Here is a 15,804-nt window from a genome sequence, read left to right as displayed (position 1 = left end):
ACCGGTCCAGGTTCAACTGCCTAGCAGTTCTGCTAGTGGTTACCTATTCATATCTCTCCAATAATCATACTTCCGTGATTTTGATTTGTTGGAGCCCCTCTATGCACGGCATGCAGAAAACAACACTCGCCCGCTATCAGTACGATGCGCTGGATCGACTGATGAGTACCAGCCCGTTGGATGACGCGGAACGTCAGCGGTTTTACTCTGAAGACCATCTGGTTACGGAGGTGCGGGGTACAGAGACGGTTTCGATTGTTCAGAGCGGCGGGCAGCTCCTTGCGCAGCAGCAACGAAGTGGAGAAAAAATTGAAATCGGTTTGTTGGCATCGGATCTTTCACGCTCTGTACTGGCCGCACTCCAAATGAGTCGTCACATACCCATTGCTTATTCTCCATACGGTCATCGTCCTTTGGAAAGCGGATTGGCGAGTGTGCTGGGTTTCAATGGTGAACAACCAGATCCAGTAACTGGTCACTACTTGCTTGGTAATGGCTATCGTGCTTTTAATCCGTATTTGATGCGCTTTAATAGCCCTGATAGTTTGAGTCCATTTGGAAAGGGTGGGTTGAATAGTTATGCTTACTGCAAGGGTGATCCTGTGAATATGACTGATCCTACGGGGCATTCATTTTTATACAGGTGGTTGGCGTTGGCTCCTGAGTTTAGCGGCAGTGTAGTGGCTGTTAATCCTGTTAGCAACTATAAAAAGATCTCCAGCGGTTTAGTTGCATTTGGTACTCTAGATAAAAAAGGGGTCAGGCTAACAATTGTGGGGCACGGATTACCCGGCATAATTTCACCCGCCAAGGGCGTTGAAGTCGATGCACTCATGCTAAACAAGCTTCTCGAAAAAAATGGTGTGTTTGCTAGAGAATTTGATAGTGTTCACATGGTCTCGTGCTTTTCAGCAGATAGTGTGGGGCAGTCGGTTTCGCTCGCTGAATCTTTTTCTCGGATTTCGGGGCGCCCCGTGAAAGGTTATCACGGGGTTGTAGGTGCTACTTTAGACAATATGTTGTCAGCTTTTGATGGTGGCAAAATCCCTGAGTCTATAGAATTTGGGATAAGCAAAGGTCGTTCGGCAAGTAGCCGGGCGCGATTGAAGAAGATTGGAGCTCAGTATGAACCCCAGACTTTTTACCCTGCATCGGAAGTGCCATCAAAGTTGGCTGACAACATTAGAGCCTGATTCGTATTTTGAAGTTCTTGCACGAGTAAAATAGCCTGATGGCCCTATTCCAAGGTGTCCATCAAGGCATACTCGCCATCTGCTACATTCGGGTTTAAAATCTCCCCTCTTCTGGCTTGATACTAGCGGCCAATAAAGAAAAATACGATGTTGGGACCGGAACCACCTCTGTCGGTCATATTGACACCCGCGCCCTGCAAGTCCGTGCATAAAACGCCCAAAATCCCATGCGAATGCTAGTGTTGTTCGATGCGCATGCGTTGAGCAGCGTACCGTTGACCGAATATGTCGCAGCACCGCAAGCACGGGCCTTGCCGCACTCGTTAAGCTGCGCAACGGATGAGCACCCGTAAAGACATTGCGCTGCACGCAGTCCAGTCGTTTTTGCAGATGCCCATTCACGGAAGGTGAATGTGACCTGAGTGTCTCGTCCAGCTTCACCCACCTGTCACCCTGTTTCCTCTGCCCGAGAATCAGGAACCGGGTGACGGACCACCCCGAAAGGGGTTTTGCACGCGACGCTTTCATCAATAACAAGCCCAAGCGGAGTACCACAGATGGCGTTCTTCACCGCAGCCAGCAAAGCCGACTTCCAGCACCAACTGCAAGCGGCACTGGCGCAGCACATCAGTGAACAGGCACTGCCACAAGTGGCGCTGTTTTCTGAACAATTCTTCGGCATCATTTCCCTTGACGAGCTGACCCAGCGTCGGTTGTCCGACCTTGCTGGCTGCACCCTTTCTGCATGGCGCATGCTTGAGCGCTTTGATCACGCGCAGCCGCAAGTGCGCGTCTACAACCCTGATTACGAACGCCACGGCTGGCAGTCGACCCATACCGCGGTCGAAGTGCTGCACCACGACCTGCCTTTCCTGGTGGACTCGGTGCGTACCGAGCTGAACCGCCGCGGCTACAGCATCCATACCCTGCAAACCACCGTGCTGAGCGTGCGTCGTGGCAGCAAGGGCGAGTTGCTGGAAATCCTGCCTAAAGGCACCCAGGGCGACGACATTCAGCAAGAATCGCTGATGTACCTGGAGATCGACCGCTGCGCCAACACCGCCGAGCTCAATGTGCTGAGCAAAGAGCTGGAGCAGGTGCTCGGTGAAGTCCGCGTGGCCGTCGGCGATTTCGAGCCGATGAAGGCCAAGGTCCAGGACATCCTGACCAAGCTGGACAACAGCCAGTTCGTCGTCGATGGCGACGAGAAGAACGAAATCAAGAGCTTCCTGGAATGGCTGGTGGGCAACCACTTCACCTTCCTCGGCTACGAAGAGTTCGTGGTCAGCGACGAAGCCGATGGCGGCCATATCGTCTACGACAAGGACTCCTTCCTCGGCCTGACCAAGCTGCTGCGTGCCGGCCTGACCTACGATGACCTGCGCATCGAAGACTACGCCGTGAACTACCTGCGCGAACCGACCCTGCTGTCGTTCGCCAAGGCCGCGCACCCAAGCCGTGTACACCGTCCGGCTTACCCGGACTACGTGTCGATCCGTGAAATCGACGCCGACGGCAAGGTCATCAAGGAATGCCGTTTCATGGGTCTGTACACCTCGTCGGTGTATGGCGAGAGCGTGCGGGTGATCCCGTACATCCGCCGCAAGGTCGAGGAAATCGAACGCCGTTCCGGTTTCCAGGCCAAGGCACACCTGGGCAAGGAACTGGCGCAGGTGCTCGAAGTGCTGCCGCGCGACGATCTGTTCCAGACCCCGGTGGACGAGCTGTTCAGCACCGTGATGTCGATCGTGCAGATCCAGGAACGCAACAAGATTCGCGTGTTCCTGCGCAAAGACCCGTACGGCCGTTTCTGCTACTGCCTGGCCTACGTGCCGCGTGACATCTATTCCACCGAAGTGCGCCAGAAGATCCAGCAAGTGCTGATGGATCGCCTGAAAGCCTCGGACTGCGAGTTCTGGACCTTCTTCTCCGAGTCCGTGCTGGCCCGCGTGCAGTTGATTCTGCGCGTCGACCCGAAAAACCGCCTCGATATCGACCCGCTGCTGCTGGAAAAAGAAGTGGTGCAGGCCTGCCGCAGCTGGCAGGACGACTACGCTGCCCTGACCGTTGAAAGCTTCGGTGAAGCCCATGGCACCAACGTGCTGGCCGACTTCCCGAAAGGCTTCCCGGCCGGTTACCGCGAGCGTTTCGCAGCCCACTCGGCTGTGGTCGACATGCAGCACCTGCTGAGCCTCAACGAAAAAAATCCGCTGGTGATGAGCTTCTACCAGCCGCTGGGTCAGGTTTCCGGCCAGCGCATGCTGCACTGCAAGCTGTACCACGCCGATACCCCGCTGGCGCTGTCCGACGTGCTGCCGATCCTGGAAAACCTCGGCCTGCGCGTGCTGGGTGAGTTCCCGTATCGCCTGCGCCACAACAGTGGCCGCGAGTTCTGGATTCACGATTTCGCGTTCACCGCCGCCGAAGGCCTGGAACTCGACATCCAGCAGTTGAACGACACGCTGCAGGACGCATTCGTCCACATCGTGCGTGGCGATGCCGAGAACGACGGGTTCAACCGTCTGGTACTGACCGCCGGCCTGCCATGGCGCGACGTGGCGCTGCTGCGTGCCTACGCCCGCTACATGAAGCAGATCCGTCTGGGCTTCGACCTGGGCTATATCGCCAGCACCCTGAATAACCACACCGACATCGCTCACGAGCTGACCCGGTTGTTCAAGACCCGTTTCTACCTGGCGCGCAAGCTGACCGGCGAAGATCTGGGAGACAAGCAGCAACGCCTGGAACACGCGATCCTCAGCGCCCTGGACGACGTCCAGGTACTGAACGAAGACCGCATCCTGCGTCGCTACCTGGACCTGATCAAGGCCACCCTGCGCACCAACTTCTACCAGACTGACGCCAACGGCCATAACAAGTCGTACTTCAGCTTCAAGTTCAACCCGCACTTGATTCCCGAGCTGCCCAAGCCTGTACCGAAGTTCGAAATCTTCGTTTACTCGCCGCGCGTCGAAGGCGTGCACCTGCGCTTCGGCAACGTGGCCCGTGGTGGCCTGCGCTGGTCCGACCGTGAAGAAGACTTCCGTACCGAAGTCCTGGGCCTGGTAAAAGCCCAGCAAGTGAAGAACTCGGTCATCGTGCCGGTGGGTGCGAAGGGCGGCTTTCTGCCGCGTCGCCTGCCACTGGGCGGCAGCCGTGACGAGATCGCGGCCGAGGGCATCGCCTGCTACCGCATCTTCATTTCGGGTCTGTTGGACATCACCGACAACCTGAAGGACGGCGCCCTGGTGCCGCCGGCCAACGTCGTGCGTCATGACGACGATGACCCGTACCTGGTCGTAGCGGCAGACAAGGGCACTGCGACCTTCTCCGACATCGCCAACGGCATCGCCATCGACTACGGTTTCTGGCTGGGTGACGCGTTTGCGTCCGGTGGTTCGGCCGGTTACGACCACAAGAAAATGGGCATCACCGCCAAGGGCGCGTGGGTCGGCGTACAGCGCCACTTCCGCGAGCGCGGCATCAATGTCCAGGAAGACAGCATCACCGTGGTCGGTGTCGGCGACATGGCCGGTGACGTGTTCGGTAACGGCTTGCTGATGTCCGACAAGCTGCAACTGGTCGCAGCGTTCAACCACCTGCACATTTTTATCGATCCGAACCCTGAGCCGGCGTCGAGCTTCGCCGAGCGTCAGCGCCTGTTCGACCTGCCACGTTCGGCCTGGTCGGACTACGACACCAGCCTCATGTCCGAAGGCGGCGGCATCTTCTCCCGTAGCGCGAAGAGCATTGCGATTTCCCCGCAAATGCAGGAACGCTTCGATATCCAGGCCGACAAGCTGACCCCGACCGAACTGCTCAACGCCTTGCTCAAGGCGCCGGTGGATCTGTTGTGGAACGGCGGTATCGGTACTTACGTCAAGGCCAGCAGCGAAAGCCACGCCGATGTCGGCGACAAGGCCAACGATGCACTGCGGGTGAACGGCAACGAACTGCGCTGCAAAGTCGTGGGCGAGGGCGGTAACCTGGGCATGACCCAACTGGGTCGCGTCGAGTTCGGCCTCAATGGCGGCGGTTCCAACACCGACTTCATCGACAACGCCGGTGGCGTGGACTGCTCCGACCACGAAGTGAACATCAAGATCCTGCTCAACGAAGTGGTTCAGGCCGGCGACATGACCGACAAGCAACGTAATGAGTTGCTGGCGAGCATGACCGACGAAGTCGGTGGTCTGGTGCTGGGTAACAACTACAAGCAGACTCAGGCCCTGTCGTTGGCAGCCCGCCGTGCATTGCCGCGGATTGCCGAATACAAGCGCCTGATGAACGACCTGGAAGGTCGCGGCAAGCTGGATCGCGCCATCGAGTTCCTGCCGGCCGAAGAAGCGATCAACGAGCGCATCGCAGAAGGCCATGGCCTGACCCGTGCCGAGCTGTCGGTGCTGATTTCGTACAGCAAGATCGACCTCAAGGAGCAGTTGCTGGGCTCCCTGGTGCCGGACGACGACTACCTGACCCGCGACATGGAAACCGCTTTCCCGCCAACACTGGTGAGCAAGTTCTCCGCGGCGATGCGTCGTCACCGTCTGAAGCGCGAAATCGTCAGCACCCAGATTGCCAACGATCTGGTCAACCACATGGGTATCACCTTCGTTCAACGACTCAAAGAGTCGACCGGCATGAGCCCGGCGAACGTGGCCGGTGCTTATGTGATCGTGCGTGACATTTTCCACCTCCCGCACTGGTTCCGTCAGATTGAAAACCTGGACTACAAGGTTTCCGCCGACGTACAACTGGAGCTGATGGACGAGCTGATGCGCCTGGGCCGTCGCGCCACGCGCTGGTTCCTGCGTGCCCGTCGCAACGAGCAGAACGCTGCCCGTGACGTCGCGCACTTCGGTCCGCATCTGGCGGCGCTGGGCCTCAAACTCGACGAATTGCTCAGTGGCGAGATCCGCGAAACCTGGCAGACCCGTTATCAGGCGTACGTCGAAGCCGGTGTGCCGGAGTTGCTGGCGCGCATGGTGGCTGGCACCACGCACCTGTATACGCTGCTGCCGATCATCGAGGCTTCCGACGTGACCGGCCAGGATCCTGCCGACGTGGCCAAGGCCTACTTCGCCGTGGGCAGTGCACTGGACATCACCTGGTACCTGCAACAGATCAGCGCTCTGCCGGTTGAAAACAACTGGCAAGCCCTGGCCCGTGAAGCGTTCCGTGATGACGTCGACTGGCAGCAACGTGCGATCACCATCTCGGTCCTGCAACAGGGCGACGGTTCCCAGGAGGTGGAAACACGCCTGGACCTGTGGATGCAGCAGCATGAAGGCATGATCGAACGCTGGCGTGCCATGCTGGTGGAAATCCGTGCCGCCAGCGGCACCGACTACGCCATGTACGCGGTGGCCAACCGCGAACTGCTGGACCTGGCGTTGAGCGGTCAAGCGGTGGTGCCTGCCACCGTTGCCGCCGCCGAGCTGGAACCGGCTGCCTGATCAGGCGTTGAATGAAAAAGCCCCGCATCGAGAGATGCGGGGCTTTTTTCATTCCAGAGGCAAGACAACACGCCGGCCCATGTTTGGAACTCAGCTGTAGGGTGTAGAGCTTGCGGGCGAAGAGACCTGCCTTTCCAGAATTTCCAGCTCGAACGTGACAGCGTCGCCAGTCTTATCGGTAAAGCACCTGCTGTACGCCGGATCACGCCAGATTTCTTGTCTGATAATTCCTGCGTTACGTGCTTTCAAATAAACGCTGGCTTTAGAGGCGTTCAAATCATCCAGTGTAATAATTTGATGATAACCATCCAGCAAATTGAAGGAGGTGGTATCACCGCCGGCCGCCGGATAGGCGCCAAGCACCCCTTGGTCGCCCTGGCTGAAATATTTCTGATAGTACGCTTCACTCAGAATCTGCATGTTGTAGTAGTCGTCATAACACCTGAAGTGGATGACCATGGCCGTCCGTTTTCTGCCTCCTACAGGGCGCATTGTTCGGCTTGCAGGATCATAGGCTTCAAAGGTAGACACTATATTGGGCGGGATCGGCGATTTGAGTCTCTGAGGTTCAAAATGACTCACGCTCAATATCTGGTCAAAAAATGTCATGTTCATTCCATTGCACGTGATGCGGGCAATGAAGGATCTTTCCTGGTCTTTAGTCATGAAGACGTCCTTGTCTGTAGAAAATGGTGGTTGGCGCTGTAGCGCGGATCTGAAGATACCGCTATTTAAAAGTCGCGGTCTTGATTATTTGTGAGCAAACCCTTCCTGTCCCGGTCGGGGTTTACTCACAATATTTGTCGCAGCCTTAATACAGTTTCAGCTCTGACGCTGTGTCGATCATCGAGACATTACTTGTCGGGCTGGTCAATAAATTGCTGAGCGACCGGTCAAACTTCTGCAGCGCCCTTACTTGCACGTTTTGTTGCTCGTTAATATCGGCAACAATCTCTTCACTGCGTTTATAGTCCGCCCATACCGGGCTGAGCGCTCTGGCGTCATAACCTTGTGCCGTGCCGATGTAGTTGAATTGGCTGTCATAGAAATCGGCACTGACTTTGGACTCGACGTCCGAACTGCGCGAGGTGATCAATTGGCTACGGCTGTCGACAATGGCTACCACATCCGGTTTCGCCGCCTTGAGGCTCTGCATGTCCGGGTACACGGTGACCGATCCGAATTGCCGTTGAAGCGAGGCCTTGACCCAATCCACCGCAAGGTCGGGTCTGGAGGTGGCGACGTAGGCGTCGTGGATCTCCCGTACCAGCAGGCTCTGGCCGAAGCCGGTGCCGGCATTGGCCTGGTAATTCTGTAGATAGGCACGGTTAGCCTGGGTGTTTTGGCTGTACACCACGCCCAGGGCCACATTGCTGCCGTTGGGAATACGAGTCGCGTTGCTGCGGCCGACCGGTTCGGTGAACACACTTTCCAGCGAAGGCCCCGCAGAGGGTGCGGTGGGAACCGAGCAGCCAGCCAAAAGTGCAGCTGATAGGGTAAACGTACTGACAAGTGCAAGTTTCATTGTGTTACTCCAGTGAAACAACATTAGTAAGGAAATTGAAGTTGCCGGAACTGATCGGCAGTTGTTCCAGACTAAAGCGGGAAGTGCAGAATGAAACAGCCGATTGCGTGGATAACAGTCGAGCTATAGTTTTGTTTGATTTAAACAAGTCGGGTTAATTGCCCCGGGAAGTAAAAACGCCCGAATAGAAAATTTGGGCGTGTTTATTTATGGCTGTTCGTTCAGCGATCAGTTTTTCAGGGGGACCAGCACCTGTTCGTCCGGCGACAACACCATGAACACCAGCAACTTGGCAGGCTCGGTAGCGCTGGCGTTTTTCGATACCAGATGCTCGGAGCCGGCTGCTTCGTACCAGAATTCGCCCGCCTTGTACGTCACTGCTTTCTCGCCTTTCACCTGAGAGGTGACAGACCCCGACAGGACGTAGGCCATGGCTGTACCGTCGTGCTTGTGGGCGATGGACGATTGGCCGGGCTTGTAGTCGACTTCGATCATCAGTGCTTTTTTGCCCGGCACGTTTTTCAGCATGTGATCCTGCAATACCGTCACTTTTTCCGAGGGGTCGCCGGCTTCATGGGCGAATGCCGGGGCGCCGACGGCCAGGGTCAGGGCAACAAGGGGAGCGGCACAGAAGCGCAAAACGTTCATGGTTCATTACCTGCGTTGGATAAGTGGTCAGGAACCAATCTAGTCCGCCGCGAGGGGCAATCAAACAGCCAATATTCGGGAAGGTCAGGGGACCAATGTCTGGGCGGCTCGCTCCAGCGGGGGGGAGTTCTGTAGGAGCGAGCTTGCTCGCGATGGATTCAGATTCGCCGCGTTTAACCAGGAAGCACGCGTTATCGTTGACGACCATCGCGAGCGAGCTCGCTCCTACAGGGGGGGGGGGCTAGCGGATCGGAAAGCTGTTGAAGTCGACGGAGTTGGCCAGTTGGCAATCGATCAGGTCGATGAAACCCTGGACTTGCGGGCAGTTGAAATGCGATCGCATGGCCTCTTCCGATTGCCAGTGGGCGCTGACGGTCCAGCGATTGGTGTCCTCGGGGCAGCGGTCGACCATATAGGATTCGCACCCGGGAAGTTCACGCAGGGTTTCGACAATCTTTTGCAGTTGCTTACCCAGTTCTTCCGAGCGCCCGGCGGCGGCCTGTACCTGTACGGTATTGATCACTTCATGGGACATTGCTCACACTCCTGAATCAGGCCGGACGAATCCTGCTCATTGAGGGATAACGCCTATGCAGGATAGGCCCGGCCCCCGGGACCGCCAATAGCCAATCCCCGGATAAAACCGCAGGCCAATCCGTCAGGCCACTTGCTGCAGGATGTCGCGCAACCGGTCCAGGGCGATGTCGATGTCGAGGGTTTCGATGGCGCCAAAACCGAAAAAAAGCCCGGCCCTGGGCGTTTCCTGATAGAAAAAGCTGTCGATGGCATATAGCCCGACTTCGACTTTTTTCGCCAGTTCGATCACCAATGGAATATCCATCGGCACTTTGCACATCACCACCATGTGGAAACCTGCAGTGGACGGTACCGCCTCCAGCCAGGGCGAAAGATCGCCTGCCATGCGCGTCAGGATCCGCTCGCGGCGCCCGGCATAGATCGTATGGCAGCGCCGGATGTGCTTGAGCAGGCAACCTTCGGCGATGAACTTGGCCAGCGCCCACTGCGGCAGGGTCGAGGTGTGCAGGTCGGTGAGCTGCTTGGCGCGCACCACGGCCTCGAGGATCGCCGGCGGCAGGATCCCGTAGCCGAGCCGCAGTTCCGGTAACAGGGTTTTGGAGAACGTCCCGACGTACGCGACGATTCCCCGTTCATCCATGCTTTGCAGGGAATCGGTGGGGCGGCCGTCATAGCGGAACTCACTGTCGTAGTCGTCCTCGATGATGATCGCACCCAACTCATGGGCCTTGGCCAGCAGTGCTTCCCGGCGCGCCTGACTCATCGGCATGCCCAGCGGGAACTGGTGCGAGGGGGTGACGTAGATCAGGCGCGTGCCGCGAGGAATCTGGTCCACCACAATGCCTTCGGCGTCCACCGGTACGCCAATGACCGTGGCGCCATGGGTGCCGAACAGCAGGCGCGCCGGCGGGTAGCCGGGGTCTTCCATGGCGACCAGGCTGCCCGGACTGATCAGCACCCGGGCAATCAGGTCCAGCGCCTGCTGCGCGCCGTTGCACACCACCACATCCTCATCCTGACAATTGACCCCGCGGGAGAACGCGATGTGCTGCGCAATGGCGTTACGTAGCGCCGGCAAGCCCTCGGGCTGGCTGTATAAGCCCTTGGAACCGGCAATCTGGCGCATTGCATGAGAGGTGCAGCGCCGCCAGTCATCCTGGGGAAACTGGCCCTTGCTGGTGGCGCCACCAATGAAGTCGTAGCGCAGCGAGCCTTCCAGGGTCGGATGACGCAGAAACACCGGCAGGTTGCGCCAGTACTCGATCACCTCGAAGCCGCCGAGTTCGGTGTGGTTCTGTTTACGCTGCACCTTCGACGAGCGTGCGTTGACATAGGTACCTTTGCCGACCACCCCGGTGAGGAAGTTTTCGTAAGTCAGTTGGGCGTAGGTGTCGGAAATGGTCTTGCGCGAAATACCCAGTTGTTCGGCCAGCAAGCGGCTGGGGGGCAGTTGTGTCCCGGCGGTCAGGCGACCGGACTCGATAGCGCTGCGCAGTTGGTTGTACAGCTGGCCGGCCAGGTCCTTGCGACCGTTGATGACAACATGTAGTTCCATACCGGCGAGGCTCCGGGGCTGTTGGGCGCGTGTGCGTCGCGCAAGATTACTCTTATCCGCTTGTGGTACAGAAGTTGTGCAGTGGAAAAACCGTCAATTGGTCTGGCGGCGGTGGTCCCCGGGGAAATCGCCTGATTGGATCTGTCATGCCCCTGCGCCAGCGACTACCGTGAAGATCACATCACGCCTGCACGAGATCGCCCCATGAACCCCCGTCTGGATTACTACAGCGCGTCGCCCAAAGCGATGAAAGCCATGATCGCCATGGAGGCCCTGGCCAGCAGCCTGAGTATCGAGCAGGCCCTGCTGCACCTGATCAAGATTCGCGCTTCGCAGCTCAATGGCTGTGCCTTTTGCACCGATATGCACTCGGTGGATGCACGGCGCCTGGGCGAAAGCGACCGGCGTCTGTATTCCATTGTGGTCTGGCGCGACAGCAACTTTTTCAATCCTCGGGAAAGAGCCGCGCTGGCCTGGACCGAGGCGGTCACCTTGCTCTCCGAAAGCCATGTGCCGGACGATGTCTACGCGCAAGCCAGGGAGCAGTTCAGTGAAAGCGAAATGGTCGACCTGACCATTGCCGTTACCACCATCAACAGCTGGAATCGCCTGGCCGTGAGCTTTCGGCAGACACCCAGCGCCTGAGTCATTGTCACAGCAGGTTCATGAACGATCCGCAGGATGTACCTGTCAGTGTCAGATCGACAGGGAGTCCTCGATGTCATTCATGGAAGCCAGCGCCCACCAGGGGGCTGCGGAGTATCGTGTAGCTATCGATAAAAGTGCGTCCTGGCGCCAGTTGGCGGCGGCTATCGACCCCGAACTGGCGCTGTGTTTCACCGTCAGCGCCCGTTGCGGTTGCTTCATGCAGGCCGCCCGCAGTCTCAACATCAAGACCACGCGCCTGCGCAGGCAACTGGTGCTGCTGGAAACGCAGCTCCAATGTTCGCTGTTCAACCATTGCGACAATGGTTTGAGCCTCAGCCGCGATGGCTTGCGCTTGCACGCACAATTGATCGCCCTGGCCCATGAGCGCGGTTTGCCGGTGGTCGAGCAGCCGTTGATTCGCCTGGCCGTGGCGGATTCGATCCTGCATGACATTCTCGGACGTGACCTGGTTGCACTGCTGCGGCGCAACGCCAGCGTTCGATTGGAGATCATGACGCTCGACAGCGAGCTGGCTTTGCAGGCGGTCAGCGCCGACGTGGTGGTGTGGCTGGGCGAGACCGGATCGCCGTTGCCGGGACCGAGCTTTGCCACCACCGAACCCCGGCGCCTGGCGCAACTCGATTACCTGCCGCACATAGCCAAGCGCTACTCGCGGGTTGCCTCCAGGCCGGAATGCCTGGATGACCTGGCCGATTTTCTCCTGGTGCAATGGCGGCAGGACGGCCAGGTTGAAAGCTTCCGGCCATGGAATACGCTGGTGGATCAGCGCCCGGCCGGGGTGGTGCAACTGCAATCCTGGGAGCTTATGCTGGAGATGATCCGTTGCAGTGCCGGCATCGGCCTGCTGCCGCACTACATGAGCCACTTCGACCGCGGGCTGATTGCCTTGCCGGGCCTGTTTGACCAGCCAATGCGGCGTCAGGTGTGGATGGCGGTCAATGCTGATTCCGGGGATGACGAGCAAGTACGGATGATCGTCGAATTGATCGAAAACACCTTCAGCGAGCGCCGGGAGTGGTTCGAAAGCTGAGCACGATTAAAATGTGGGCGCGGGCTTGCTCGCGAAGGCGCCATCACATTCAACATTGAAGGCGACTGGTCAACCGCATTCGCGAGCAAGCCCGCTCCCACATTGTTTCTCGCCACACGCGAAGGTCGCGTTGTAGAGTGAACGGCCATGTCTGCTTCAAGGATGATTCACCCATGCCAACCACCGAACCCGTCATCACCCTCGAACGCTTCAACGAATCCCATATCGAAGGCGTTGCGGCGCTGTACAACGACCCGGCCATCGCCCGTCAAACCTTGCAAATGCCGTTTCAGTCCACCGAACTCTGGCGCAGTCGCCTTGCGCTGGATAACGAACGCTTGGTGAATGTGGTGGCCCTGCATCAAGGCACGGTCATCGGCAACATTGGCCTGGAGCAGTTCTCACGCATTCGTCGCAGCCATGCCGGCAGTTTCGGCATGGGCGTTGCGGTGGCGTGGCAGGGCAAGGGTGTGGGCTCGAAGCTGCTCGCGACGGCGCTGGATATCGCCGACAACTGGATGAATCTGCAGCGCATCGAGCTTTCGGTGTATGCCGACAACGAAGCGGCCATTTCCCTGTACCGCAAGTTCGGCTTCGAAACCGAGGGCCTGTACCGCGACTACGCCGTGCGTGACGGCGTGCTGGTGGACACCTTGAGCATGGCGCGTCTGCGCCGCATGCCCAAGGCCGGTTGAGTCAACCACCCAGGGCGAACGCCACCGCCTCCTGCGCATTCAGTCCGGCGGTGGCAGTACCGCTCACGCTTTTACTCGTACGCCCGCCACGCGCATCTGCCATGCTTGATATCCGCAACACCGCTTCAACCAAAGGAACACCGCTATGGACGATGTACAGCAACTGGGCGAAATGCTTCGCCACTATGCCGAAAGCGAAGCGCACAAAAAGCAAGTGTTCGAGTCGCAATCGGCCGAGTGGGCGAAGCGCATTGGTGCGCTGTTCGATCAGATCCAGCAGTGGCTGGAACCGGTCAAGGCACCTGACCTGCTCGAAGTGAACCGCGAAGTGTACGTCGCGTCGGGGCCGAGTGTTCTGGTGGAGACCTCTCCGTTCAAGACCGAAAAGCTGAGCATCCTGATCGCTGGCAAACCGGTGGAATTCGTGCCGGAGGTGATGGGTGTCGGCGGGCAGATTTCCGTGGCGGTGATGGGCTTTACAGCCGCACGTTATGGCAGCGTGTCACTGGTGTGCCTGCCGCCATCCACTGGCTGGCAGTGGCGCAAGACCAATGGCTTGAAAGACCCGGACACTTTTGAGTTCGATGCAAACTTCCTGGCGCAACAACTGCAAAGCCTGATTCCCCGAGAGCGTGCCTGAAATCTCGACATACAACCCTGTGGGAGCAAGCTTGCTCCCACAGTAATCGGTGCCACATCAGATATCGAGGGTTTCCCAATCCGGGTTCGCCTCTTGCGGCGGCAGTGTTCTAACGGTTTTTCCGGTCGCCAACTCCACCCGCCGCGCCACTTCCGGGTCATCCGCAAACGGGATCAGGCTTGCATCGTCCAGGCTCTCGGCGGTCTGGTGGCGCAGACAATACTCGACGGCGAACCACAAAAATGCCACACCCAGAATGTTCAATATGACTTCAATCATCAGGCAAACCGCGCCTCGCGTTCGGCCATCGCCACGTCCGTTACCCGCACCGTGCGCCACACGTTGTAGGCCATCAGCAGCATACCGCTGAGGAAGAACACCCCGCCGGCAAAGCGCACGACGAATCCCGGATGGCTTGCCTGCAAGGCTTCGACGAAGGAGTAGGTCTGCGTGCCGTCATCGTTGATCGCGCGCCACATCAGGCCTTGGGTGATGCCGTTGACCCACATCGAGGCGATGTACAGCACGGTGCCGATGGTCGCCAGCCAAAAGTGCAGGTTGATCAGCGGCGTGCTGTGCATCTGATCGCGCCCGAATACCTTCGGCACCATGTGATAGGTCGCACCGAAGGTAATCATCGCCACCCAGCCAAGCGCCCCGGCGTGCACGTGGCCGATGGTCCAGTCCGTATAGTGGGAGAGGGCGTTGACAGTCTTGATCGCCATCATCGGCCCCTCGAAGGTCGACATGCCGTAGAACGCCAGGGATAGCACCAGGAAACGCAGGATCGGGTCGGTGCGCAACTTATGCCAGGCACCGGACAGGGTCATCATGCCGTTGATCATTCCGCCCCAACTCGGCGCCAGCAGGATCAGCGACATGGCCATGCCCAGCGACTGCGCCCAGTCCGGCAGCGCGGTGTAGTGCAAGTGGTGCGGGCCGGCCCAGATGTACAGGGTGATCAGCGCCCAGAAGTGCACAATCGACAGGCGATAGGAATACACCGGCCGGCCCGCCTGTTTCGGCACGAAGTAATACATCATCCCCAGGAAACCGGTGGTCAGGAAAAAGCCCACGGCGTTGTGCCCGTACCACCATTGCACCATGGCGTCGGTGGCCCCGGAATACACCGGATAGGACTTGAACCAGTCGACTGGAATCGATAGGTGATTGACCACGTGTAGCATGGCGATGACCACGATGAATGCACCGAAAAACCAGTTGCCGACGTAGATGTGTCTGGTCTTGCGTTGCACTACGGTAGTGAAGAACACCACGGCGTACGCAACCCAGACCACGGTCATCCACACCGCGCCGGTGAATTCGATTTCGGCGTATTCCTTGGTGGTGGTGTAGCCCAGCGGCAGGGTGATCAGCATCACCACAATCACCGACTGCCAGCCCCAGAACGTGAAGGCAGCGAGTGTGTCCGAGAACAGCCGTACCTGGCAGGTACGTTGCACCGCGTAATAGCTGGCGGCGAATTGCGCGCTGCCGGCGAAACCGAAAATCACCAGGCTGGTGTGCAGCGGGCGCAAGCGGCCGAAGGTGGTCCACGGCAGGTCCAGGTTCATCTGCGGCCACACCAGTTGCGAGGCGATCCACACGCCCATCGCCATCCCCACGATGCCCCAGATTACGGTCGCCACGATGAATTGGCGGACGACCTTGTAGTTATAGGCCTGTCCGATGGTTGTTGTGCTCATGGTCAATGCATCCTCGGTTGCAATGCCGTGCACTGTAAAAACACCGGTAAAAACAAAACAGGCTCAGGGAAAATTCATTTGTGCGGATCAGATTTTTCGCCACTCCTGCGGCTTTCAGTCGTGTTCTGATACGGTTTTTTAGAGTTCAAG

13 protein-coding genes are annotated in these 15,804 nt (G+C 58.4%); 6 read left to right on the top strand and 7 right to left on the bottom strand.

Annotated elements, in window-relative coordinates; all coding sequences use genetic code 11:
* The first annotated feature begins 101 nt into the window (after positions 1-101).
* Together KGB29_RS07975 and KGB29_RS07970 are read left to right on the top strand one after the other, a co-directional pair.
* Positions 102-1,193, top strand: a complete 1,092-nt coding sequence (locus KGB29_RS07975) for an RHS repeat-associated core domain-containing protein (RefSeq protein ID WP_150813842.1) — start codon at positions 102-104, stop codon at positions 1,191-1,193.
* A 557-nt stretch (positions 1,194-1,750) separates the two neighbouring features.
* On the top strand, positions 1,751-6,649 hold the full coding sequence (locus KGB29_RS07970) for an NAD-glutamate dehydrogenase (RefSeq protein ID WP_150813841.1): 4,899 nt from the start codon (positions 1,751-1,753) through the stop codon (positions 6,647-6,649).
* Positions 6,650-6,739: 90 nt separating this feature from the next.
* Here the strand turns inward: KGB29_RS07970 and KGB29_RS07965 are convergent, their stop codons facing one another.
* The 5 genes from KGB29_RS07965 to KGB29_RS07945 form a co-directional block, all read right to left on the bottom strand.
* Positions 6,740-7,315 carry a hypothetical protein gene (locus KGB29_RS07965; protein ID WP_150813840.1) on the bottom strand — a complete coding sequence of 192 codons (576 nt, stop codon included), beginning with the start codon at positions 7,313-7,315 and terminating at the stop codon, positions 6,740-6,742.
* Between the two features lie 145 nt (positions 7,316-7,460).
* The gene (locus KGB29_RS07960) at positions 7,461-8,174 is read right to left on the bottom strand and encodes an ATPase (protein ID WP_150813839.1); all 714 of its coding nucleotides are present in this window, start codon (positions 8,172-8,174) and stop codon (positions 7,461-7,463) included.
* Between the two features lie 228 nt (positions 8,175-8,402).
* A complete protein-coding gene (locus KGB29_RS07955) occupies positions 8,403-8,822 on the bottom strand; it encodes a cupin domain-containing protein (protein ID WP_150813838.1) in 420 nt (139 codons plus the stop codon).
* Positions 8,823-9,063: 241 nt separating this feature from the next.
* The gene (locus tag KGB29_RS07950) at positions 9,064-9,357 is read right to left on the bottom strand and encodes an antibiotic biosynthesis monooxygenase family protein (protein WP_150813836.1); all 294 of its coding nucleotides are present in this window, start codon (positions 9,355-9,357) and stop codon (positions 9,064-9,066) included.
* A 123-nt stretch (positions 9,358-9,480) separates the two neighbouring features.
* Complete coding sequence (locus tag KGB29_RS07945; protein ID WP_150813835.1) at positions 9,481-10,914, bottom strand: PLP-dependent aminotransferase family protein; 1,434 nt, start codon at positions 10,912-10,914, stop codon at positions 9,481-9,483.
* 204 nt (positions 10,915-11,118) lie between these two features.
* Between KGB29_RS07945 and KGB29_RS07940 the strand changes: the two genes are divergently transcribed.
* The 4 genes from KGB29_RS07940 to KGB29_RS07925 all read left to right on the top strand — a co-directional run bounded on the left by KGB29_RS07940 (position 11,119) and on the right by KGB29_RS07925 (position 13,948).
* Positions 11,119-11,559, top strand: coding sequence for a carboxymuconolactone decarboxylase family protein (locus KGB29_RS07940; protein ID WP_150813834.1), 441 nt, complete (start codon positions 11,119-11,121; stop codon positions 11,557-11,559).
* 73 nt (positions 11,560-11,632) lie between these two features.
* Entirely contained in the window at positions 11,633-12,613 is a 981-nt protein-coding gene (locus KGB29_RS07935) for a LysR family transcriptional regulator (protein WP_150813833.1), read from the top strand.
* Between the two features lie 173 nt (positions 12,614-12,786).
* Complete coding sequence (locus KGB29_RS07930; protein WP_150813831.1) at positions 12,787-13,308, top strand: GNAT family N-acetyltransferase; 522 nt, start codon at positions 12,787-12,789, stop codon at positions 13,306-13,308.
* A gap of 145 nt (positions 13,309-13,453) precedes the next feature.
* A complete protein-coding gene (locus KGB29_RS07925) occupies positions 13,454-13,948 on the top strand; it encodes a hypothetical protein (RefSeq protein WP_150813830.1) in 495 nt (164 codons plus the stop codon).
* Between the two features lie 57 nt (positions 13,949-14,005).
* On the opposite strand, the gene KGB29_RS07920 is transcribed toward KGB29_RS07925, so the two are convergent.
* Both KGB29_RS07920 and ccoN read right to left on the bottom strand, forming a co-directional pair.
* A complete protein-coding gene (locus KGB29_RS07920; protein WP_150813829.1) occupies positions 14,006-14,227 on the bottom strand; it encodes a cbb3-type cytochrome c oxidase subunit 3 in 222 nt (73 codons plus the stop codon).
* Positions 14,227-15,654 carry a cytochrome-c oxidase, cbb3-type subunit I gene (ccoN, locus tag KGB29_RS07915; protein ID WP_150813828.1) on the bottom strand — a complete coding sequence of 476 codons (1,428 nt, stop codon included), beginning with the start codon at positions 15,652-15,654 and terminating at the stop codon, positions 14,227-14,229. The genes KGB29_RS07920 and ccoN overlap by 1 nt, the downstream gene beginning before the upstream one ends.
* Positions 15,655-15,804: the final 150 nt, after the last annotated feature.

This window comes from Pseudomonas sp. BF-B-30, assembly GCF_019956305.1.
In the GTDB taxonomy this organism is placed as follows: Bacteria; Pseudomonadota; Gammaproteobacteria; order Pseudomonadales; family Pseudomonadaceae; genus Aquipseudomonas; species Aquipseudomonas jessenii.
The sequence above is the reverse complement of the archived record's forward strand: the minus strand, read 5'-3'. Positions and strand labels throughout refer to the sequence as shown.

Bases quoted from the DNA above. Each gene is read 5' to 3' on its own strand.
- KGB29_RS07960 (WP_150813839.1), bottom strand. From the start codon at position 8,174: ATGAAACTTGCACTTGTCAGTACGTTTACCCTATCAGCTGCACTTTTG.
- KGB29_RS07935 (WP_150813833.1), top strand. From the start codon at position 11,633: ATGTCATTCATGGAAGCCAGCGCCCACCAGGGGGCTGCGGAGTATCGT.
- KGB29_RS07965 (WP_150813840.1), bottom strand. From the start codon at position 7,315: ATGACTAAAGACCAGGAAAGATCCTTCATTGCCCGCATCACGTGCAAT.
- KGB29_RS07955 (WP_150813838.1), bottom strand. From the start codon at position 8,822: ATGAACGTTTTGCGCTTCTGTGCCGCTCCCCTTGTTGCCCTGACCCTG.
- KGB29_RS07970 (WP_150813841.1), top strand. From the start codon at position 1,751: ATGGCGTTCTTCACCGCAGCCAGCAAAGCCGACTTCCAGCACCAACTG.
- KGB29_RS07940 (WP_150813834.1), top strand. From the start codon at position 11,119: ATGAACCCCCGTCTGGATTACTACAGCGCGTCGCCCAAAGCGATGAAA.
- KGB29_RS07925 (WP_150813830.1), top strand. From the start codon at position 13,454: ATGGACGATGTACAGCAACTGGGCGAAATGCTTCGCCACTATGCCGAA.
- KGB29_RS07975 (WP_150813842.1), top strand. From the start codon at position 102: ATGCACGGCATGCAGAAAACAACACTCGCCCGCTATCAGTACGATGCG.
- KGB29_RS07950 (WP_150813836.1), bottom strand. From the start codon at position 9,357: ATGTCCCATGAAGTGATCAATACCGTACAGGTACAGGCCGCCGCCGGG.
- KGB29_RS07945 (WP_150813835.1), bottom strand. From the start codon at position 10,914: ATGGAACTACATGTTGTCATCAACGGTCGCAAGGACCTGGCCGGCCAG.
- KGB29_RS07930 (WP_150813831.1), top strand. From the start codon at position 12,787: ATGCCAACCACCGAACCCGTCATCACCCTCGAACGCTTCAACGAATCC.
- KGB29_RS07920 (WP_150813829.1), bottom strand. From the start codon at position 14,227: ATGATTGAAGTCATATTGAACATTCTGGGTGTGGCATTTTTGTGGTTC.
- ccoN (WP_150813828.1), bottom strand. From the start codon at position 15,654: ATGAGCACAACAACCATCGGACAGGCCTATAACTACAAGGTCGTCCGC.